This window comes from Streptomyces sp. ISL-99 (genome assembly GCF_018614005.1).
Classification (GTDB): domain Bacteria; phylum Actinomycetota; class Actinomycetes; order Streptomycetales; family Streptomycetaceae; genus Streptomyces; species Streptomyces flavidovirens.
On the sequence record NZ_JAGGPC010000063.1, the window covers coordinates 43,144 to 64,531 of the forward strand.

Annotated in this window: 15 protein-coding genes and 1 pseudogene; 13 read left to right on the top strand and 3 right to left on the bottom strand. The window is 68.3% G+C overall.

Translation table 11 applies throughout. From position 1 onward, the window contains the following. Positions 1-2: 2 nt before the first annotated feature. The 6 genes and pseudogenes from J7E91_RS30655 to J7E91_RS30680 all read left to right on the top strand — a co-directional run bounded on the left by J7E91_RS30655 (position 3) and on the right by J7E91_RS30680 (position 5,989). Positions 3-674, top strand: coding sequence for a potassium-transporting ATPase subunit C (locus J7E91_RS30655; RefSeq protein ID WP_214910069.1), 672 nt, complete (start codon positions 3-5; stop codon positions 672-674). A gap of 68 nt (positions 675-742) precedes the next feature. Next, positions 743-1,412 (top strand): annotated as a pseudogene (locus tag J7E91_RS30660) (ABC transporter ATP-binding protein). A 79-nt stretch (positions 1,413-1,491) separates the two neighbouring features. Further along, the gene (locus J7E91_RS30665; RefSeq protein ID WP_214910070.1) at positions 1,492-4,065 is read left to right on the top strand and encodes an ATP-binding protein; all 2,574 of its coding nucleotides are present in this window, start codon (positions 1,492-1,494) and stop codon (positions 4,063-4,065) included. Beyond that, positions 4,062-4,745: a response regulator gene (locus J7E91_RS30670; protein ID WP_214910071.1), complete on the top strand. Its 684-nt coding sequence runs from the start codon at positions 4,062-4,064 to the stop codon at positions 4,743-4,745. The genes J7E91_RS30665 and J7E91_RS30670 overlap by 4 nt, the downstream gene beginning before the upstream one ends. Positions 4,746-4,819: 74 nt before the next feature. Further along, positions 4,820-5,218, top strand: coding sequence for an OB-fold nucleic acid binding domain-containing protein (locus J7E91_RS30675; RefSeq protein WP_214910072.1), 399 nt, complete (start codon positions 4,820-4,822; stop codon positions 5,216-5,218). A gap of 3 nt (positions 5,219-5,221) precedes the next feature. Next, positions 5,222-5,989, top strand: a complete 768-nt coding sequence (locus J7E91_RS30680) for a DUF3159 domain-containing protein (protein ID WP_214910073.1) — start codon at positions 5,222-5,224, stop codon at positions 5,987-5,989. A 91-nt stretch (positions 5,990-6,080) separates the two neighbouring features. On the opposite strand, the gene J7E91_RS30685 is transcribed toward J7E91_RS30680, so the two are convergent. Both J7E91_RS30685 and J7E91_RS30690 read right to left on the bottom strand, forming a co-directional pair. Then, positions 6,081-6,758, bottom strand: a complete 678-nt coding sequence (locus tag J7E91_RS30685; protein ID WP_028814136.1) for a TrkA family potassium uptake protein — start codon at positions 6,756-6,758, stop codon at positions 6,081-6,083. Continuing rightward, positions 6,755-7,426 (bottom strand): TrkA family potassium uptake protein, encoded by a 672-nt coding sequence (locus J7E91_RS30690; RefSeq protein ID WP_028814135.1) that lies wholly within the window; start codon positions 7,424-7,426, stop codon positions 6,755-6,757. Before J7E91_RS30690 ends, J7E91_RS30685 begins: the two co-directional genes overlap by 4 nt. A 339-nt stretch (positions 7,427-7,765) precedes the next feature. Between J7E91_RS30690 and J7E91_RS30695 the strand changes: the two genes are divergently transcribed. Together J7E91_RS30695 and J7E91_RS30700 are read left to right on the top strand one after the other, a co-directional pair. Beyond that, positions 7,766-9,814 (top strand): APC family permease, encoded by a 2,049-nt coding sequence (locus J7E91_RS30695; protein ID WP_214910074.1) that lies wholly within the window; start codon positions 7,766-7,768, stop codon positions 9,812-9,814. 102 nt (positions 9,815-9,916) lie between these two features. Next, positions 9,917-11,299, top strand: coding sequence for a class I SAM-dependent RNA methyltransferase (locus tag J7E91_RS30700; RefSeq protein ID WP_214910075.1), 1,383 nt, complete (start codon positions 9,917-9,919; stop codon positions 11,297-11,299). A gap of 424 nt (positions 11,300-11,723) precedes the next feature. On the opposite strand, the gene J7E91_RS30705 is transcribed toward J7E91_RS30700, so the two are convergent. Beyond that, positions 11,724-13,064 carry an HNH endonuclease signature motif containing protein gene (locus tag J7E91_RS30705; protein WP_214910078.1) on the bottom strand — a complete coding sequence of 447 codons (1,341 nt, stop codon included), beginning with the start codon at positions 13,062-13,064 and terminating at the stop codon, positions 11,724-11,726. Between the two features lie 739 nt (positions 13,065-13,803). On the opposite strand from J7E91_RS30705, the gene J7E91_RS30710 reads away from it, so the two are divergent. The 5 genes from J7E91_RS30710 to J7E91_RS30730 all read left to right on the top strand — a co-directional run bounded on the left by J7E91_RS30710 (position 13,804) and on the right by J7E91_RS30730 (position 21,373). Next, positions 13,804-15,684, top strand: a complete 1,881-nt coding sequence (locus tag J7E91_RS30710) for an ATP-dependent endonuclease (RefSeq protein WP_214910079.1) — start codon at positions 13,804-13,806, stop codon at positions 15,682-15,684. Next, the gene (locus J7E91_RS30715) at positions 15,681-17,585 is read left to right on the top strand and encodes a UvrD-helicase domain-containing protein (RefSeq protein ID WP_214910080.1); all 1,905 of its coding nucleotides are present in this window, start codon (positions 15,681-15,683) and stop codon (positions 17,583-17,585) included. The genes J7E91_RS30710 and J7E91_RS30715 overlap by 4 nt, the downstream gene beginning before the upstream one ends. A 778-nt stretch (positions 17,586-18,363) precedes the next feature. Further along, a complete protein-coding gene (locus J7E91_RS30720; RefSeq protein ID WP_251016499.1) occupies positions 18,364-18,972 on the top strand; it encodes a hypothetical protein in 609 nt (202 codons plus the stop codon). Positions 18,973-19,041: 69 nt separating this feature from the next. Continuing rightward, positions 19,042-20,187, top strand: coding sequence for an ImmA/IrrE family metallo-endopeptidase (locus J7E91_RS30725; protein WP_214910081.1), 1,146 nt, complete (start codon positions 19,042-19,044; stop codon positions 20,185-20,187). A gap of 377 nt (positions 20,188-20,564) precedes the next feature. Further along, positions 20,565-21,373 (top strand): IS5 family transposase gene (locus J7E91_RS30730; protein WP_308377510.1). Its coding sequence is split into 2 segments (ribosomal slippage): positions 20,565-20,882 and positions 20,885-21,373, totalling 807 coding nucleotides; the frame shifts between segments, so codons are not numbered across the junction. Positions 21,374-21,388: the final 15 nt, after the last annotated feature.

The following is a 21,388-nucleotide window of genomic DNA, read 5'->3' on the forward strand; positions in this document are numbered from 1 at the left end:
CAATGACCAACAACTCCCTGAGAAACTCCGCACGGCTGCTCGGCGCCGCCCTCCGCGCCCTGCTCGTCCTCACCGTCGTCTGCGGTGTCGTCTACCCGCTCGCCGTCACCGGTGTCGCGCAGGCCCTGTTCCACGACAAGGCCAACGGCTCAGAAGTCACGTCCCAGGGCGCGGTCGTCGGCTCCGCGCTGATCGGACAGCGGTACGACCTGCCGCTGAAGCAGGGCCAGAAGACGCCGGACCCGGACCTGAGATGGTTCCAGCCGCGCCCGGCCAACGGGCTCGGCACCAACAGCGTCAACACCCAGTACCGGCTCATCCTTTCCGGGGCGACCAACCGCTCCGGCGACAACAAGGAGCTGATCGCCTGGGTCAGGGACGCGAAGGCCGCCGTCGTCCGGGACAACTCCACGGCCGGTTACCGGGTCGACCCCTCCGACGTACCGGCCGAAGCCGTCACCTCGTCCGGCTCGGGGCTCGACCCGCACATCTCACCGCAGTACGCCACCCTCCAGGCGCACCGGGTCGCGGAACGCAACGGGCTCGGCGTCAAGCGGGTCGAGAAGCTGGTCGAGGACCACACCGAAGGGCGGACCCTCGGCTTCATGGGCGAGCCCCGCGTAAACGTCCTCGCACTCAACATCGCGCTCAAGGAACTCGTGGCCACGGGCTGACCGTTGCGGGGCCGGGCGCGCGGTGACCATACTGACGCCCGGCCGAACGACCGTACGGGGGAGCACGCGTGAACGAGAACACCAGGGGCGGCACCGGCGCTGCGGTCGTCGACGACCCGGCCGGACGACCCATGGTCGAGGTGACGGATCTGCACCACTCCTACGGCACGGGAGCGGCGGCCGTCCACGCGCTGCGCGGCGTCTCCTTCACCGTGCCGCGCGGTCAGCTCGTCGCGCTCAAGGGCCGGTCGGGCTCCGGCAAGACAACCCTGCTCAACCTGGTCGGCGGCCTCGACACCGCCGACCGCGGCCGCATCGTCGTAGACGGCACCGAACTGGCGGGCCTCGGCGAGACCGGCCTCCTGGAACTGCGCCGCGACCGCATTCGGCTTCATCTTCCAGTCCTTCGGCCTGATCCCCATCCTCACCGCCGCCGAGAACGTCGGCGTACCGATGCGGCTGCGCAGGACCGACCCCAAGGTGCGCGAGGAGCGCGTCGAGCTGCTGCTCGCCCTCGTCGGCCTCGCCGGCCAGGCCGCGCAGCGCCCCGGCGAGCTCTCCGGCGGCCAGCAGCAGCGCGTCGCCATCGCCCGCGCACTCGCCAACAAGCCGGCGCTGCGCGCGGTCGTACGGAGCGAAGGCGTGACCGCGCTCGTCGCCACGCACGACGCCCAGCTCCTGGACCTCGCCGACCGGGTCCTGGAACTCGGCGACGGTCACCTCGTCGAACACGTCTGAGCATCAGAACTTCGTCAATACGCACCTGAAGTCGCCCCCCGCGTCCGTTTTGCCTGGAGACAGCGATGACAATGGGGCCATGGGACGCGGCAAACTTCGGATCTATCTGGGTGCGGCGCCCGGTGTCGGCAAGACGTACGCCATGCTCGCCGAGGCCCACCGGCGCGTCGAGCGCGGCACCGACTGCGTCGTCGCCTTCGTCGAGCACCACGACCGTCCCCGCACCGAAGTGATGCTGCACGGACTGGAGCAGGTCGGGCGCCGCGAGATCGAGTACCGCGGCGCGGCCTTCACCGAGATGGACGTCGACGCGGTCCTCCGGCGCCGCCCCGCCGTCGCCCTCGTCGACGAACTCGCCCACACCAACGTCCCGGGCTCACGCAACGCCAAGCGCTGCCAGGATGTCGAAGAGCTGCTCCAGGCCGGCATCGACGTCATCTCCACGGTCAATATCCAGCACCTGGAGTCCCTGGGCGACGTCGTCGAGTCGATAACCGGCGTACGGCAGCGGGAGACCGTACCCGACGAGGTCGTACGGCGGGCCGACCAGATCGAGCTCGTCGACATGTCGCCCCAGGCCCTGCGCCGCCGCATGGCCCACGGCAACATATACAAGCCGGACAAACTCGACGCGGCCCTGTCCCACTACTTCCGCCCCGGCAACCTCACCGCGCTGCGTGAGCTGGCGCTCCTGTGGGTCGCCGACCGCGTCGACGAGTACCTCCAGCAGTACCGCGGCGAGCACAACATCCGCTCCACCTGGCAGGCGCGCGAACGCATCGTCGTCGGCCTCACCGGCGGACCCGAGGGCCGTACGCTCATCCGCCGCGCCTCCCGCATGGCCGCCAAGGGGTCCGGCAGCGAGATCCTCGCCGTCTACATCGCCCGCAGCGACGGCCTGACCTCGGCCTCGCCCAAGGAACTCGTCGTACAGCGCACCCTCGTCGAGGACCTCGGCGGAACGTTTCACCACGTCATAGGCGACGACGTACCGCACGCCCTGCTCGAATTCGCGCGCGGCGTCAACGCCACGCAGATCGTGCTCGGCTCCAGCCGCCGCAAGGCGTGGCAGTACGTCCTCGGCCCCGGAGTCGGCGCCACCGTGGCCCGCGACTCCGGGCCCGACCTGGACGTCCACATCGTCACCCACGACCACGTCGCCAAGGGCCGGGGCCTGCCCGTCGCCCGCGGCGCCCGCCTCGGCCGGGCCCGGATCGTCTCCGGATGGCTGGTCGGCGCCGTGGCTCCCGCCCTGCTCGCGCTGCTGCTCACGAGCATGGAGCACGGCCCGGGGCTCGCCAACAACGTCCTGCTGTTCCTGTTCCTCACCGTGCTCGCGGCCCTGCTCGGCGGGCTGCTGCCCGCGCTTGCGTCGGCCGCCGTGGGATCGCTCCTGCTGAACTACTACTTCACGCCGCCCACCCGCACCCTCACGGTCAGCGACCCGAAGAACATCGTCGCCATCGTGATCTTCTTCGCGGTGGCCGTCTCGGTCGCCTCCGTGGTCGACCTGGCGGCCCGCCGCACCCACCAGGCCGCCCGGCTGCGCGCCGAGTCCGAGATCCTCTCGTTCCTCGCGGGCAGCGTTCTGCGCGGCGAGACGACCCTGGACGCCCTGCTGGAGCGGGTCCGCGAGACCTTCGCCATGCGGTCGGTCGCGCTGCTCGAACGGGCGAGCGACGTCGACCCCTGGACGTGCGCGGGCAGCGTCGGCCCCCGCCCGGTCACACGCCCCGAGGACGCCGACGTGGACATGCCCGTCGGCGACCACATGGCGCTCGCGCTCTCCGGCCGCGTCCTGCCCGCCGAGGACCGCCGGGTGCTCGGCGCCTTCGCCGCCCAGGCAGCGGTCGTACTCGACAGGCAGCGCCTGGTGGGCGAGGCCGAGGGGGCGCGCAAACTGGCCGAGGGTAACCGCATCCGCACCGCCCTGCTCGCCGCCGTCAGCCATGACCTGCGTACGCCGCTCGCCGCGATCAAGGCCGCCGTGTCGTCCCTGCGCTCCGACGACGTGTCCTGGTCGGACGCCGACGAGGCCGAACTGCTCGCGGGCATCGAGGACGGCGCCGACCGCCTCGACCACCTGGTCGGCAACCTCCTCGACATGTCCAGGCTCCAGACCGGAACTGTCACCCCCCTCATCCGCGAGACCGACCTGGACGAGGTCGTCCCGATGGCGCTCGTCGGCGTACCCGCCGAGAGCGTTGGCCTCGACATCCCGGAGACCCTGCCGATGGTGGCCGTCGACCGCGGCCTCCTCGAACGCGCCGTCGCCAACATCGTCGAGAACGCCGTGAAGTACAGCCCCGGCGGCGTCCCCGTCTCCGTCGCCGCCAGCGCGCTCGGCGACCGCGTCGAGCTGCGCGTCGCGGACCGCGGGCCCGGAGTCCCCGACGACGAGAAGGACCGGATATTCGAGCCGTTCCAGCGCTACGGCGACGCCCCGCGCGGCGCCGGAGTGGGCCTCGGGCTCGCGGTCGCCCGCGGCTTCGCCGAGTCCATGGGCGGCACGCTCACCGCCGAGGACACGCCCGGCGGCGGCATGACGATGGTCCTCACCCTCAAAGCGGCCCCCGGGCACCCGCCGGTACGAACCGGTCGCCCCGCCCGTACATCCACCTGTGCATCCAGCAGAAAGGCAGGCACTCCATGACCCGGGTGCTCGTGGTCGACGACGAGCCGCAGATCGTACGCGCCCTCGTGATCAACCTGAAGGCGCGCAAGTACGAAGTGGACGCGGCCCCCGACGGCGCGACCGCGCTCCAGCTCGCCGCCGCCCGCCACCCCGACGTGGTCGTCCTCGACCTCGGCCTGCCCGACATGGACGGCGTGGAGGTGATCAAGGGCCTGCGCGGCTGGACCCGCGTACCGATCCTGGTGCTCTCCGCCCGCCACACCTCCGACGAGAAGGTCGAGGCGCTGGACGCCGGGGCCGACGACTACGTCACCAAGCCCTTCGGCATGGACGAACTGCTGGCCAGGCTCCGCGCCGCGGTCCGCAGGGCCGAGCCGACGGGAGGGGCGGAGGACGACGTGATCGTCGACGCGGGCGACTTCACCGTCGATCTGGCCGCCAAGAAGGTGAACCGTGACGGCAGGGACGTACGGCTGACCCCCACCGAATGGCACCTCCTGGAGGTGCTCGTACGGAACACGGGCCGGCTGGTCAGCCAGAAGCAGCTCCTCCAGGAGGTCTGGGGCCCCTCGTACGGCACCGAGACCAACTACCTGCGCGTCTACATGGCTCAGCTGCGCCGCAAGCTGGAGGCGGATCCCTCGCACCCCCGGCACTTCGTCACCGAACCCGGCATGGGATACCGCTTCGAGCGGTAGCGGTAGCTGCAGCGGCAGCGACGACCGGAATCCGGGGTGATCCGGGGCGGCCCGCTCCCCGGTAGGCTTCGTGTATGAGTGCCGTACCACGTTCGGAGAAGCCTGCCGGCCGGTTCCGCCGGATGCTTGACCGGCTGTCCACCTCGCAGGAGGACCTGCACTCCGCGGAGCTGCAGGAAGACGCGGAGGCCGCGGGTTGCTCACGCATCTGCGACTGCGACGACCGCCAGGTGGTGAAGGTGACTGGTACCTTGCGCACGGTCACCCTGCGTCCGCGGGCCGGTGTACCCGCCCTGGAGGCGGAGCTGTTCGACGGCACCGCGCCCCTGGACGTCGTGTGGCTGGGCCGCCGTTCCATCGTGGGCATAGAACCGGGCCGCAGGCTCATCGCCTCGGGCCGGATCTCCATGAGCCACGGCCGCCGGGTGCTTTTCAATCCCAAATACGAGCTCCGACCGCTCGGACAGGAGTAGCCGGTGACGTCTCTCGACAAGCCGACCGCGACGGACCACGACAGCGAACAGACCGAAGCCGAGGACGCCCGGGGCGCCCAGGGCGCCAGGGCCGCCAAGGCCGTTACCGAGGCGGCCCTCTTCGAGGCCTTCGGCGGCCTCCGCGGCATGGTGGAGACCGTGCTTCCCGGTCTGCTGTTCGTGACCATCTTCACGATCAACAAGGACCTGCACATCTCGGCCATCGCCGCTCTCGCGGTGTCCTTGCTGCTCGTCGCCGTACGGCTGATCCGCCGGGACACCGTCAAGCACGCCTTCAGCGGCGTCTTCGGAGTCGCCTTCGGTGTCGTCTTCGCGATGATGACCGGCAACGCCAAGGACTTCTACCTGCCGGGCATGATCTACACCCTGGGACTCGCCCTCGCGTACATCGTGACCACGCTCGCGGGCGTTCCGCTGATCGGCCTGATCCTCGGCCCGATCTTCAAGGAGAACCTCTCCTGGCGGACGCGGAACCCGGGACGCAAGAAGGCGTACGCCAAGGCGAGCTGGGCCTGGGGCCTGATCCTGCTCGCCAAGTGCGCGATCCTCTTCCCGCTGTACTGGTGGGCCGACACCACCCAGCTCGGCTGGGTGTTGGTCGCGCTGAAGATCCCGCCGTTCCTGCTCGCGGTGTACCTGACGTGGGTCTTCCTGGCGAAGGCCCCGCCGCCCATCGACGTGTTCGCGGAGATGGAGGCGCAGGAGAAGGCCGAGAAGGAGCGCAAGGCGGCGGCGCGGCGCGAGGCCTGATTCCCGTACGCCTGACTTCCCGTACGTACGTGTGTGGGGCCCGGAACCGTCCTCGTTCCGGGCCCCACACACGTTGTCGTACGTTCCGCCGTCAGCTCGCCGCGTCCGTCTTGCGGACCGACAGCAGGTCCTCCAGCTGCTCCTCGCGCGCCTGAGCGGCCACGAACAGCAGCTCGTCGCCCGCCTCCAGGGTCTCCTCCTGGCTCGGCGTGAGCACGCGCGTACCGCGGATGATGGTGACCAGCGAGGTGTCCTCGGGCCAGTCCACGTCCCCGACCTGCGTCCCGGCCAGCGCCGACTCGGGCGGCAGCGTCAGCTCGACGAGGTTGGCGTCGCCGTGGCTGAAGCGGAGCAGCCGTACGAGATCGCCGACACTCACCGCCTCCTCGACCAGCGCCGACATCAGACGCGGTGTGGAGACCGCGACATCGACACCCCATGCCTCGGTGAAGAGCCACTCGTTCTTGGGATTGTTGACGCGGGCCACGACCCGCGGCACGCCGTACTCGGTCTTCGCGAGCAGGGACACGACCAGGTTGACCTTGTCGTCACCCGTCGCCGCGATCACCACGTTGCAGCGCTGGAGCGCCGCCTCGTCGAGCGAGGTGATCTCGCAGGCGTCGGCCAGCAGCCACTCGGCGAGCGGCACACGCTCCACCGAGATGGCGGTCGGCGCCTTGTCGATGAGCAGGATCTCGTGACCGTTCTCCAGCAGCTCGCCCGCGATGGAACGCCCCACCGCGCCGGCACCGGCAATAGCGACCCTCATCCCTGACCGCCTTCCTCGGGGCCGTGCGAGCAGGCCGCCTCGACCTTCGCGATGTCCTCCGTACGCATCATCACGTGGACGAGATCACCCTCCTGCAGCACCGTCTGGGAGGTCGGCAGGACGGCCTCGCCCAGCCGGGTGAGGAACGCGACCCGTACGCCCGTCTCCTCCTGGAGCCGGCTGATCTTGTGCCCGATCCAGGCGGGGGAGGTGTGCACCTCGGCGAGCTGTACGCCGCCGCTCGGGTCCCGCCACAGCGGCTCCGCCCCCGACGGCAGCAGCCTGCGCATCATCTGGTCGGCGGTCCAGCGGACCGTGGCGACGGTGGGGATGCCCAGGCGCTGGTACACCTCGGCGCGCCGCGGGTCGTAGATACGGGCCGCGACGTTCTCGATCGCGAACATCTCGCGGGCCACCCGGGCCGCGATGATGTTGGAGTTGTCGCCGCTGCTCACCGCGGCGAACGCGCCGGCGTCCTCGATGCCCGCCTCGCGTAGGGTGTCCTGGTCGAAACCGACCCCGGTGACCCTGCGGCCACCGAAACCGGACCCCAGGCGGCGGAAGGCCGTGGGGTCCTGGTCGATCACCGCGACCGTGTGCCCCTGTTGCTCCAGGTTCTGCGCGAGCGCGGCTCCCACTCGCCCGCACCCCATGATGACGACGTGCATCGTCCGTTACCCCGCACTCCTGGTCGCCCCGCTGACCTGCACAAACACCCTGCTCACATCTTCCTTCTCGGCTCACCGGGGGTGGCGCGGGCACCAGTGCCCGGTACTGCCTCGCCCCTGTCTTCGTCCACCGTAGCGTCAACTCCGAACGCGCCATCGATCACGTCGGCATCTCCGGGTTCATTCAGGGGTCGCGCGGTGACGCGTTCCCGCTCAGTCCCCGCGTCCGCGGTGCGCATCGTGGCGGAAGCGGGGAGAGTGTGGCAGATATGGAAGTTTCCACCGCTCAAGTGGGTGGTGGGTGGGCGGTGTCCTTTTCGAACGCTTACGATCCTCTGCGTGTCCAAACTGACCGACGTGCCCAAACGGATCCTGATCGGCCGGGCGCTGCGCAGCGACAGGCTGGGAGAAACCCTTCTCCCCAAGCGCATCGCACTTCCCGTCTTCGCCTCCGACCCGCTCTCCTCCGTGGCGTACGCACCGGGAGAAGTGCTCCTGGTGCTCTCCATCGCGGGTGTGTCGGCGTACCACTTCAGCCCGTGGATCGCGGTCGCCGTCGTGGTGCTGATGTTCACCGTGGTGGCCTCGTACCGCCAGAACGTGCACGCCTACCCGAGCGGCGGCGGTGACTACGAGGTCGCCAACACCAACCTCGGCCCCAAGGCGGGACTGACCGTCGCCAGTGCCCTGCTCGTCGACTACGTCCTCACCGTCGCCGTGTCGATCTCGTCGGGAGTGGAGAACCTCGGTTCGGCGATCCACTTCGTCGTCGAGCACAAGGTGATGTGCGCGATCGGCATCATCGTGCTGCTGACGCTCATGAACCTGCGCGGGGTGAAGGAGTCGGGGAAGCTCTTCGCGATCCCCACGTACGTCTTCGTGGCGGGCGTCTTCATCATGATCGCCTGGGGCGCCTACCGCGGCATCGTCGTGGGCGACACCATGCACGCCCCGACCTCCGACTTCGAGATCAAGCCCGAACACCAGGGCCTGGCCGGCTTCGCCCTGGTCTTCCTGCTGCTGCGGGCCTTCTCCTCCGGCTGTGCGGCGCTCACCGGCGTCGAGGCGATCAGCAACGGTGTGCCGGCCTTCCGCAAGCCCAAGAGCAGGAACGCCGCCACGACACTGGCCCTGATGGGCGGCCTGGCCGTCACGATGTTCTGCGGCATCATCGGACTCGCCATGGCCACCGACGTGAAGATGGCCGAGAACCCGGCGAAGGACCTGCTCCACAACGGCGTCGCCGTCGGCTCCGAGTACGTCCAGGACCCGGTGATCTCACAGGTCGCGGCGGCCGTCTTCGGTGACGGAACGTTCTTCTTCATCCTGCTGGCGGCGGCCACCGCGCTCGTTCTCTTCCTGGCCGCCAACACGGCGTACAACGGCTTCCCGCTGCTCGGCTCGATCCTCGCGCAGGACCGCTACCTGCCGCGCCAGCTCCACACCCGCGGCGACCGCCTCGCCTTCTCGAACGGCATCGTGCTGCTCGCGGGCGCGGCCATCCTGCTCGTGTGGATCTACGAAGCCGACTCGACCCGGCTCATCCAGCTCTACATCGTCGGCGTCTTCGTCTCCTTCACGCTCAGCCAGATCGGCATGGTGCGGCACTGGAACCGCCATCTGCGGACGGAACGGGACCCGGCCGCGCGCCGCCGCATGATCCGCTCCCGGGCGATCAACACCTTCGGCGCCTTCTTCACGGGCCTCGTGCTCGTCGTCGTACTGGCCACCAAGTTCACGCATGGCGCGTGGGTCGCGCTGCTCGGCATGGTGATCTTCTACGGGACGATGACCGCGATCCGTAAGCACTACGACCGTGTCTCCGAGGAGATCGCCGCCGACGAGGGCCCGTCCGACGACAGCGTCCGCCCGTCGCGCGTCCACTCCATCGTCCTGGTCTCCAAGGTCCACAAGCCGACGCTGCGGGCCGTGGCCTTCGCCAAGCTGACGCGCTCCGACCGCCTTGAGGCGCTCAGCGTCAGCGTCGACCCGGCCGAGACCAAGGCGCTCAAGGACGAGTGGGAGCGGCGCGGCATCAACGTGCCGCTGAAGATCCTCGACTCGCCGTACCGCGAGATCACGCGGCCGATCATCGATTACGTGAAGGGGCTGCGGCGGGAGAGCCCGCGGGACGCGATCAGCATCTACATCCCGGAGTACGTGGTGGGCCACTGGTACGAGCACTTCCTCCACAACCAGAGCGCGCTGCGGCTCAAGGGCAGGCTGCTGTTCACGCCGGGTGTGATGGTGACCTCGGTGCCGTACCAGCTGCAGTCCTCGGAGCTGGCGAAGGAGCGGGCGAAGAAGCGCCAGGAGTGGAACGCGCCGGGTGCGGTGCGGCGCGGACCGGTGGACCGCCGCCCGAAGGAGCCGAACAACAAACGCTGACGCCGCTGCTTTCTTCGCTGTGGTGAACGGCCGGACGACTCCCACGTAGACTGGTGGGCTGAAGTCCGGCCGTACCCCTTTGATCCCTGGAGTCACCCCGCAATGCAGTCACATTCCAAGGACGCGAAGGAATCGGCCGAGTCGGTCGAGTCGGCTGAGCCGGCCACGTCGGCCGCTTCCCTCGTAGGGACCGAGTACGAGGTCGAGGTCGGCCCGGTCGCCCACGGCGGCCACTGCATCGCCCGCACCGACGAGGGCCGGGTCCTGTTCGTACGGCACGCGCTGCCCGGCGAGAAGGTCCGCGCCCGCGTGACGGACGGCGAGGAGACCTCCCGCTACCTGCGCGCCGACGCGATCGAGGTCATAGAGGCGTCGAAGGACCGCATCGAGGCCCCGTGCCCGTACGCCGGCCCCGGCAAGTGCGGCGGTTGCGACTGGCAGCACGCCAAGCCGGGCGCGCAGCGCAGGCTCAAGGGCGAGGTCATCGCCGAGCAGCTCATGCGCCTCGCGGGCCTCACGCCGGAGGAGGCCGGCTGGGACGGCACCGTCATGCCGGCACCGGGCGACAAGCTCCCGCAGGGTGAGGTCCCTGCCTGGCGCACGCGCGTGCAGTACGCCGTTGACCCCGACGGCCGGGCCGGACTGCGCAAGCACCGCTCGCACGACGTACAGCCCATCGACCACTGCATGATCGCCGCAGCCGGCGTCAGCGAGCTCGGCATCGAGAAGCAGGACTGGCCCCAGATGGCGTCGGTCGAGGCGATCGCGGCCACTGGCTCGAACGACCGCCAGGTGGTCCTCACCCCGCGACCGGGCGGCCGCCTGCCCCTCGTCGAACTCGACAAGCCGGTCTCGGTCCTCCGCGTGGAGGAGAAGGACGGCGGAGTACACCGGGTGCACGGCCGCGCCTTCGTGCGCGAGCGGGCGGACGGGCGCACGTACCGCGTCGGCATGGGCGGCTTCTGGCAGGTCCACCCGCAGGGGCCCGACATCCTCATCAAGGCCGTCATGCAGGGCCTGATGCCGAGGAAGGGCGAGTCGGCGCTCGACCTGTACTGCGGCGTGGGCCTGTTCGCGGGCGCGATCGCCGAGCGCATCGGCGACAAGGGCGCGGTGCTCGGCATCGAGACCTCGAAGCGCGCCGTCGAGGACGCCAGGCACAACCTCCAGGACATGGAGTACGTACGCATCGAGCAGGGCAAGGTCGAGCAGGTGCTCCCGCGCACCGGCATCACCGAGACCGACCTGATCGTCCTGGACCCGCCGCGCGCGGGCGCGGGCAAGCAGACGGTGAAGCACCTGGCCTCCCTCGGCGCCCGCCGCATCGCATACGTCGCCTGCGACCCGGCGGCCCTGGCCCGCGACCTGGCGTACTTCCGCGACGCGGGCTACAAGCCGCGCACGCTGCGCGCGTTCGACTTGTTCCCGATGACGCATCATGTGGAGTGCGTGGCGATCCTGGAACCCGTCGCAAAGGGCGCCTGACCTGCAGGTTTGGGTCGTGTGCGCTATGTGCATTGTGGGCGTTACGGGCGATATCTTGACGCTGAAATGACGCTCTCCGAGGCATCTTGACGCTCATTTGACGCTCGTTCTGATGGGCCATCAGGTGCATCGCGCCGCTGGTCAGGCGGGCTCCCGACTGCACGGGTGCGGCAAAGTGCCGGGAATTTCGTGGTGCTGAGCGGTCCCACTCAGTCACCTGCGCAGAGTTCCAGCAGGTTCTTCGTCTGCTGGTGGTACACCTGCCCACACGACTCTGACCGGCACGAACAGGCGGTGGAAAGTCCAGAGCAGAGCCACTGGCCCGTGTATGGTCCGGATCTTGGTCCTCGGGCGCCCTCCGCGAGCTGCGCGAGGGACCGCACACACCATCAGCCGGCGTGTCGGTGCCGATGAAGGGGCAGGTTCATCGAGCCGCGGCGAGCAGTTCCTGGTGTCTGGCGAGGGCCGTACTGCGGAGGAGAGCACGGAACTCGTCGGTCACCTTCCCACGAGTCTTCAGGGCATGGCAGTTCGGGCACAAAGCGATCATGGCTTTGGGAAGGTCCGCGCCACCCTTGGCGTGGTCGTCTATGTGATCCACTTCCAACAGGTAAGAGCCATTGCGGCTGAGTGCCGAGGTGTAGCGGGGATCAGGGCAGCGGGGGTTCTCGCAGCCCCCTTGGCTGCGCTCGAGCACTGCGTGGCGGGATGCGGCGATGCGGCTCAGCCGCTGACCACCTTGGGGTCGGCGGCGGTGGCTCTTGCCGTCCCGCACAGCGTGCTCCGCCCGGGCATTCAGCTCCGCGTAGCGCAGAGCCGGATCTGCCATGCGGCGCAGCAGGGCAACGGTCATCCGGCAGCGGTCGAGTGCGTCGGCGGCCGGTTCCTCGGTCGGCAGTGCGAAGTGACCGGCGGTCGAGTCCCAGTCGCTGTGGAACTCGCCGTGGCGCAGACGCGCGCACTCCCAGCGGCTGCGGTTCAACTTCGTGAGTGTGATCGCCGTGTCCGGCCACAGGGCACCGTAGGGGAGGCCGTCCCGTAGCCAGGCGTACTCCAGCCCCGCGTAGATCGCGGCGTATTGGAGGTTGCGTCCGTAGGTGACGACGCGCTTGCCCTGGAGTCTGCGCAGCAGGGTGTCAGCTACCTCGCGGAAACGGGGGGCGGCTTCGAGTTCCGCAGGGCAGGTATGGCCGAGTCGAAGCTGCTGCAGGTATGTCGTTTCCCATTCGGGGTTGATGAATTGATGCCATCTCTTGCGGCCACCGGTCGAGGTGAGTGCTATTTCATAGGGCACGGCCCGTTCCAGAGGTGGGGTGGACGGATCAGGTGACCCGATGGCGCTGACGGCCAGAATGACCGTATCGGGGTCGTCGAGGACATCCTGTGTCCAACGGATCGCAGCATGGCGGATGGCTTGGGCTTCGGCGGCATCGGGTGGCGCCGAGAAGGGGAGAGCTTGATCCGCGCGGTAGACAGGCGACGGCGGATATACGGTCTCTTCCCATTCCGGCGTCGTGCGCCCGGTGCTCGTGGGCACCCCGGGGATGGCAATCAGCTGCGGAGGCCCGAGCACGTAGGCGTCGGGACGGAACAAGTTCGACGCGCGCAGCCCTGCCGCCTTTAGCTGGCCGGCGGACTTCAACCCTTTCGGCAACCGTGGGTAGCGCTCAAGCAGATTCCTCGAAACGTCGTTCGGCTGTGCGTCCGGGTTCTGGACGTAGACCGGTGGGCCGAACCCGGCGGGGGTGGCACCCGCACACCACATGCTGCTCTCCCACGGGGCTGAACGGAACGGCATCGAACTCTACGAACATGTGAAGCTGTTGACTCCATGGCGACGGACGAGGGCCTGGAGTCAATCTAACCCGACAGGCTCGTGGCCCGAGCTGTTGCGGCCGGGTCAAAGCCCCCTTCAAACGCGGGTTGGCTCCGTGCCTGCAGTGAATGTTGAAGCGTTTGAGGACGCGTGGGTCCGCCCGTTCGCTGTGCCGATCAACGCTGCGCGTGGATGGCAACGGCTACGAGTAAGACGCGGTGTTACTCCTACTGGACCGCCCCTGCGTACCGGAAGGAACCACCGCAACGTGGCAGCCGGCCGGCATGCCCTCCATCGCCCTGACCCGCCGCGACCGGGACTTCCTGTTCAACCAGCTGCGCTCGACCACCGCCGTTCTCGACTACCTTTGCCGAGCCGCGAAGGGACCGGCCATCCCGCATGGTGAGGAACGGGTCCGATACTACGAACTCGCCGCGACCGACGCCGACGCTCCGCCCGACTGCCTCGCGCTGGGTGGTCGACGTACCGCCGGGGCTCCGCGAGCTACGTTGTCGTCGCCGGAGGTGCACTCATGCCGTTGGCGCCCACCGCTCTGCCGGAATCCTTCTGGGCGGAGCCAGCGGAGAGCGTAGGATTCCGGGAATATTGACAAGGGCCGTGCCGCCTGGGGGCTCCGTCTCGGAGAAAAGGGTGCCGCGGCCCCTGCTGGCGGGGGGACTGTGTGTACTTGGCGCATCTGCGGGTCGAGAACTTCCGGGTCTTCGGACCCGCAGCGCAGGGCGAGGGCGAGCGGGATGATGCGCTGAGCCTGTCGTTCACGGCCGGGACTAATGTGCTCGTGGGGGAGAACGACAGCGGGAAGACGGCGATCGTCGACGCGATCCGGCTGTGCCTGCAGTCCGCAGCATCGGATTACTACCGGGTCTCCCAGGACGACTTCCACCTCGGGAAGGACGGGAGGGCGGAGACCTTCACCATCGGGTGCGCCTTCACCGACCTGTCGACCGAGGAGCAGGCGGTCTTCCTGGAACTGCTCACCCACGACCGCGACGGCACCGCCTGGTTGTGTGTCACGTTCAAGGCCCAGCGGATGGATCCGCTGCGCAACCGGGTCTCGGTCACCACCCGGACCGGACCGGACGGCAATGGCCCCGCCCTGGACGGCGCTGCTCGCGAACTCCTGCGCGCCACCTACTTGCGCCCCCTTCGCGATGCAGAGGCGGAACTGCGCTCGGGCCGCGGGTCACGGCTGTCCCAGATCCTCGCCGGCTACCCGGCGATGAAGGACCAGGACGTCGACGACTTCGACCCGACCGGTGATGAACCCCCGTCGACCCTGCGGGGAATCCTGAGGAGGGCTGAGTGCGATATCCGCGACAACAAGGCCGTCGCGGAGGTGAGTGAGGACATCAACTCGGCATACCTGCAGCGGTTCGCGATCGGTGACGACGTCCTGCGCGCCAAGATCAGCGTTGCCACGGACGCGACGCTGGTCCGCGCACTGGAGCGGCTGGAACTGAACCTCTTCACAGCATCCGACGAGTGGACGCGACGCGGACTCGGTTACAACAACGCCCTGTTCATGGCCGCGGAGCTGCTCCTGCTGGGCAAGAACGAACTGGCTCCCCTGCTGTTGATCGAGGAGCCCGAGGCGCACCTCCACCCCCAGCTGCAGACCAGGATCATGGACCTGCTGCGGGACAAGGCGCAGAAGCCGCAGGAAGGTGACAGGGCGCCTGTGCAGGTCATCCTCACCACCCACAGCCCCAACCTCGCCTCCTCGACGCCGGTCGAGTGTCTGACCCTCGTCGCCCGGGGACGTACGTTTCCGCTGCGGCGCGGTAGGACGCGCCTGACCGAGGGAGACTACGCGTTCCTGACCCGGTTCCTGGACGTCACCAAGGCGAACATGTTCTTCGCCCGGGGGCTGGCGATGGTCGAGGGAGACGCCGAGGCGATCTTCCTGCCCGCGCTCGCCGACGCCCTGGGCATGCCCTTCAACGAACACGGGATCAGCGTGGTCAACGTCGGCCACGTCGGCCTGTTCCGCTACAGCCGGGTCTTCCAGCGCGACGGTGAGCAGATCCCGGTCCGTGTGTCCTGTATCCGCGACCGCGATCTCGTGCCCGCCAGCACTCCCGAGGATATGAGGGGCAAGCTCGCGCGCTGGACCGATATGACGGAGGAGGAGATCTCCGCGTACGTCACGAACCTCACCACCAGCGACGACGGGCCGGTGAAGACGTTCGTGTCCGACTGGTGGACGCTGGAGTACGACCTCGCGGTCACGTCCTGGACCATGGCCAGGCTGATGTACCGCGCGGTCAAGTTGGCATCCGTCGCAGCACGGTCCTGGCCGGACGCCGACAAGACGGAGAAGGCCATCGCACGGGCCGACCGGGTTGTCGACACGTGGATAGGGCAGGGCCTTTCCCTGGAAGAGGCCGCCCTGAAGATCTACCGTCCGCTCAAGCTGGACAACGTCAGCAAGCCGATCACCGCACAGTTCGCCGCCCAGTTGCTCGCCTCGACGCCGCTGGTTCGCAGAGACGTCCCGCCCTACCTGCTCGATGCTTTCACCTACCTGTGCGGCGAGGTGGCCCCGTGACCCGCACCTACCTGCCCGATGCCTTCGCCACCGACAAGGTGGAGGCCATGGTGAAGCTTCTGGGGTTGGACCCTCTCGACGCCGAGCAGTGGGACTTCCTGCAGAGTGAGAGCACGCAGGACCTCCAGGCCGCCCCGGGGTCGGGCAAGACGACCTTGATCGGACTCAAGCTCGCCCTGATGGCCGACGCGTGGACCTCCCCGACCCGCGGGGTGTGCGTGCTGTCGCACACCAACACGGCCAAGAACGAGATCGCCGACCGAGTGGGCCTTCTCGCCGCAGGACGCAGCCTGCTGCGCTATCCGCACTTCATCGGCACCATCCAGTCCTTCGTGCACACCTTCCTCGGGCTGCCGGCCGTGCGGGACAGGAAAGTGGAGGTCCGGTCCATCGACGACGCGGCCTTCGAGACCGCTGCCCTCCGGCTCCTGCAGCGCCCCGAATACTCCACCCTGCGCAACTATGTGGAACGCCAGCACCAGGGCACTGGCATCGTCACCGGGGCGACGTTCACCTACCAGGACGGCGAACTCGCGGTCACCGGAGCGGCCAGAGATCTGCCCTTCGGCGCCCAGTCATCCAGCGGAAAACAGCTGGACCACCTCAAACGGACTCTGGCACGCCGGGGCATCTTCCGCTTCCAGGACATGTACGCCATCGCCCAGGAGTATCTCGCCCGGCATCCGGGTATCGCTGCCGCGGTCACCACGCGCTTCCCGTTCGTTCTCCTCGACGAAACGCAGGACACCAGCGCCACCCAGCACGAACTGCTGGACCTCGTGTTCGCCTCCTCGTCCACCGTCGTGCAGCGGGTGGGCGATACCAACCAGGGCATCTACAGCGACGCGGCCTCCGTAGGAGGGCCCGCCTCCCTGTTCCCGCTGCCGGGGGCCCCGGAGCTGCCGGTCAGCCGGCGCTTCGGGCCGCAGATCGCGGCCGTGGCCAGCCGCCTGGCCGTCCGGCGGCCCCAGCAGGTCCGCGGAGCCGGCCCCGACGGCCAGGTGGCGGTTCTGCTGTTCGACGAGACCACGGTGTCCGACGTCGTACCGACCTTCGAGCGCATGGCCGCTGTGACCGTCCCCGAGGACGTCCTGGTGCGGCGTCCACCGCGTGTACTGGGTGCGCGACAGAACCCGAAAACCTCACCCGTCTACCCACAGTCGATCTCCTGCTACCTGCCCGGATACACCCCGACCAGCACCCCGACGGCTCACCGCACCCTGATCGGCGCGGCCCGCGCGGCAAGCGCCCGGTGGAAAACGGGCCCGGACAGCCACGAAGCGGCCACCGAGTTGTGGAACGCCGTGCGCGCGTCCGTCTCGTCACCGACCAGCGACGGCCTCCCGGCCCTCGGCCGCCTGGAGAGGTCAATAGCGACGACCGGAGGCAGGGTGCGGATCCTGCTGCGTGAACTCCTCCTCAACGCCGACGGGTTCGACGCAGCGAGCTGGGGAGAGGCCACCGAGCAGCTGGCCGTCCAGTTGAAGTCCCTCAACGGCTGCCAACTACGCGAGGCTGAAAGCGAATTCACCCCCGCTGCTGCGGCAGGCGCGGCTCTCGGGCCCGCTCCCGCGGCCGTCGCCGCAGTACCGGCGGCGCGGGCCGTAGCCGGGACCATCCAGAGCGCCAAGGGCGAGACCCACGCGGCAACACTGATCCTGGAGTGCCTGGAGAAGACAGGCAGGAAGTTCGACGTGACCGAGGCGCTGCGCATGATCGCCGAAGGGAGCGACCCGCTGCGGGAGCTGAAGAGCGTCCAGGCCGCCGTGCAGCTCGTCTTCGTCGGCGCGACACGCCCAACCCACCTTCTGGTGCTCGCCGCCCACCGCGACCGTAGCAAAAGGTACGCAGATGCGATGACTGACGCCGGCTGGGACATCCGGGACCTCACCAAGCACTGACGGCACCCGCCCCTGCTGTCCCTCCCGGTGTGCGGAAATCGTCCTCTGCCGCTCCACGCCCGGTTCGGGGCGTGAGGGGGTGCTTCGTGAACGGCTGCGAATGTCCGCCGGGAGGCAGCCGGGTTGGGGGCTGGACGAGCGGCCTGCGGCTGATCACGGGGGGACCTGCGTACGGACGGCTGCCTCCGAGGTAGAGCGCGTCATCTACGACGAGGACGGGGAACGGCTTGCTGCCGGACGAGACCGAAGAGAAGGCGAAGAGCTGGGGCCTGAGTTCGGAGAGTTCGCGAGTGGCTGCCTGTTCATCTCTCACATCAACAACGTCCCGGGTGGGAAGGGAAAAGACCCCGCCCAATGGGGCGGAGGGCCCGGCACGCGACCTCCGAGGAAGGCGTGTGCGAGTCAGCTGAACGGCAGAAGGAGCGCTTCAGGACGCATCGGGTGTCCTATGTCAGGTATTCGCCGGAGGGCGTGATTGGGTCTTCCTCGTCCGACAAGGGCACCTCTATCTCGGGCGCATGGGCACCGCTGCCCTCCGCCGTGGCGGGGAGGGCACAGGTTCGCGGAAGGCAGGTCGCAGCTGGTCACTTCGCTCGCAACCAGTGACGCAATCCGTAACGACGAAGCTGCAGAATCTTATAAAGATGGGCTCTTGTTTGAGGTAGGGTCTCCATCAGTCAACTGCCGTGTATTGGAGGTCCTCTTGCCGTTCTCCCTGTCGATGTCCCCCTTGGAGCCCGACGACGTTCGGGCTCAACTTGGCGGAATGGGGACAAGGTTGGAGTACCTGCACGACGTTCTGCGCGCGGGCGAGGCGGCGCGGCGAACCGCAGTACCCAACGACCCGATGGGGACTGGGGGGCGGAGAGCCTATGAGGCCCACGTGCGCACCATTCGAGAGCTGCATATCGAGCGCGAGGGGTGGGCGCGGCTCGTGCACGGCCGCTTGGAGCTGGTCTGCAACGCCGATCGGTCGATGGCGATGGGCGTCATGGTCGGTGACGCCGCCACCGGCCAGGCGAGCCTGTTCCCGAAGAACGGGCACCGCCGGGGCGCAGCCACCGGACAGGTCACTCAAGCCAACGAGGGCGAGGGGGCGGCACACGTCCAGACCGCTCTGTTCGTGGCGGGCGCAGGGCCCAGGGGTGTGTCGCTCAGCGAGGAGGAAGCCGCCGCGCTGAAGACGTGGTTCCTTCTGTCGTACCGCACGAAGGCCGGGGACGCGGTACGCGTCGACTGCGAGCTGTCGCGGCCTAAGAAGTTCGTGGACGGATTCGTGGTCGAATGGGGAAGACGGATTCCGCTTCCCGCGCTCACGATGGACGGAATCGAACCTTTGAACGATGATGGACCTGGGGAGATCGACATCCCTGTCGATTTCCGCTGAGTCCGATGGTGGGGGCGTCGGAGTCCGTCGCCCCCACCAGGCACCACCGATAGCTGAGGCAGCCCCCACATGGTGACCCCGTCCCGTATCGCACTGGCACGCAAGCGCAGAGGGATGACCCTCGCCCAGTTGTCGGACCGGTCTGGCATCTCGCTGCAAAGCCTGTCGAACTACGAAACGGGGCGAACCGTTCCGCGCTCCACCACCCTGAACAAGCTGGCATCCGCTCTGGACTTCCCCGCAGCCTTCTTCCAAGGACCGCCGCTGGAGGAACTCTCCGCCGACGGAATCTCGTGGCGGGCACGCAGTAAAACCTCGCCACGGGTGCTGGATGCTGCCCGCGCCGCAGGAACGCTTGGTGCGACGCTTTACGCCTGGATCGCTGAGAGCTTCCGCCTTCCAGCGGTGGACGTGCCATCTCTGGGCAGGCCGGATCCGGAAACGGCCGCCGCGATGGTCCGCACCCGCTGGGAACTGGGGGAAGCGCCGGCACCCAATATGGTGCACCTTCTGGAAGCCCATGGAGTGCGCGTGTTCTCCCTGGACCCCGATCACGCCGAGGTCGACGCGTTCGCCGTCTGGCGTGAAGGCGTGCCCTTCGTATTCCTCAACACCCTGAAATCGGCCGAACGAGGCCGCTTCGACGCCGCTCACGAACTCGGGCACCTCGTGATGCACGGGAGCGAGCACGCCTGCTCGGGTCCCGAAGCCGAACGCCAGGCGAACACCTTCGCATCCGCGTTCCTCATGCCCAGGGCAAGCGTTCTGGGCCACATGCCGTCGGGTGCCCACGTCGACCAGATCATCCGCGGCAAGCGGATCTGGAAGGTCTCCGCCATGGCCCTGACGTACCGCCTGCACGATTTGGGCCTGCTCACGGACTGGCAGTACAGGTCGACTTGCGCGGAACTGAGCCGGTTGGGATATCGTTCCGCCGAACCCGAGGGCATGGGAGAGCGGGAAACATCGCAAGTGCTGACCAAGGTATTCGCGGCGCTGCGCACAAAGGGTGTGAAGCCTTCCGCCGTAGCCGCGGAACTGGGGCTGACAAGCGAGGAGATGAACAGGCTTCTGTTCGGCCTCACGCTCACAACTGTCGCCGGCGGTGGACAGCAAACTGCACCCATTCCCACGCGACACCTGTCCGCAGTCAGCTCTCCTCCTTCTGTAGCCGCTAGTTCGCCGACGTCCGCCCGCGCGTTCGCTAGGCCATAAGCTCGCCGCTTGGATGGGGCAGCTCTGTGTTCAGGTTCGGGCTTGGAAGCACCGACGCCCCATCCCGTCCGGTGCTGATTGCGTCCCCTGTGCCTCTTGCTCTACCTCGGTAGTTAAGCGAGGGGCGTCTGCTGCGTTCCGGTCGAATTTCTCGGCCGCCTGAAGTCGTAACTCCTCGCGGAAACGCTGCCGTTCGGCGGTCAAGCCACCTCCTTGTGCATACCGCATGCTCCGGTGATACCGCACGGGCAACGAGCCGTCAGCCCCTACGGCTCCATGAGTTCAACCTCAGTAACAACGAAGAGCTCGTAACACGATCTTGTTGAAGTGTGCTGATTGGCCGTGACCGGTGTGACGATTTGGCCGTTCGTGACGGTGTGAGTACTCGGCCGTGGATCGTGGACGACGACTTGTGGGCGCTGATCGAGCCGCTCCTGCCGCCTTGGCCGGAACGGCCTCCAGGGCTTCGGCCGGTGCCGGACCGGCTCTGTCTGCAGGGCATCCTGTTCGTCCTCTACAACAACGTAGCCTGGCAACTCCTGCCCCTGGAGCTGGGCTTCGGCTCGGGGCAGACGTGCTGGCGCCGACTGGACCGGTGGCAGAAGAGAGGAGTCTTCGACCGGCTGCACCGGGTCCTGCTCGCCGGGCTGAACGCGGCCGGCGAACTCGACTGGTCGCGAGCATGCGTGGACGGCTCCCACATCCGCGCGAAAAAGGGGGACCCGACACCGGTCCGTCGCCGGTCGACCGGCGCAAGGCCGGCAGCAAGCACCACTTGATCTGCGACGGCCGCGGCACCCCACTCAAGGTCATCACCACCGCGGCGAACGCCAACGACGTCACCCAGACCCTCGCTCTGGTCGACGGCATCCCGCCCGTCGAGGGCCGCCCCGGCCGGCCTCGCCGCCGACCAGACGCCCTGCTCGGCGACAAGGGCTACGACTCCAACCCGAACCGGAACGCGTTGCACGAGCGCCGGATCCTGCCTGTCATCTCGCGCAAGGGATTACCCAACATCAAGAGCATCGGCAAGCTCCGCTACGTTGTCGAGCAGACCTTTGCCCTGCTCCACCACTTCAAACGCCTCGCCGTCCGATGGGAACGACGCACCGAACTCCACGACGCCTTCGTCTCCCTCGCCTGCAGCCTCATCTGCTACCGACGCCTCAAGAAGACCCACTCATGATCATGCTACGAGCTC

Bases quoted from the DNA above. Each gene is read 5' to 3' on its own strand.
- J7E91_RS30670 (WP_214910071.1), top strand. From the start codon at position 4,062: ATGACCCGGGTGCTCGTGGTCGACGACGAGCCGCAGATCGTACGCGCC.
- J7E91_RS30690 (WP_028814135.1), bottom strand. From the start codon at position 7,426: ATGCACGTCGTCATCATGGGGTGCGGGCGAGTGGGAGCCGCGCTCGCG.
- J7E91_RS30725 (WP_214910081.1), top strand. From the start codon at position 19,042: ATGGTGACCCCGTCCCGTATCGCACTGGCACGCAAGCGCAGAGGGATG.
- J7E91_RS30685 (WP_028814136.1), bottom strand. From the start codon at position 6,758: ATGAGGGTCGCTATTGCCGGTGCCGGCGCGGTGGGGCGTTCCATCGCG.
- J7E91_RS30700 (WP_214910075.1), top strand. From the start codon at position 9,917: ATGCAGTCACATTCCAAGGACGCGAAGGAATCGGCCGAGTCGGTCGAG.
- J7E91_RS30675 (WP_214910072.1), top strand. From the start codon at position 4,820: ATGAGTGCCGTACCACGTTCGGAGAAGCCTGCCGGCCGGTTCCGCCGG.
- J7E91_RS30655 (WP_214910069.1), top strand. From the start codon at position 3: ATGACCAACAACTCCCTGAGAAACTCCGCACGGCTGCTCGGCGCCGCC.
- J7E91_RS30665 (WP_214910070.1), top strand. From the start codon at position 1,492: ATGGGACGCGGCAAACTTCGGATCTATCTGGGTGCGGCGCCCGGTGTC.
- J7E91_RS30705 (WP_214910078.1), bottom strand. From the start codon at position 13,064: ATGTGGTGTGCGGGTGCCACCCCCGCCGGGTTCGGCCCACCGGTCTAC.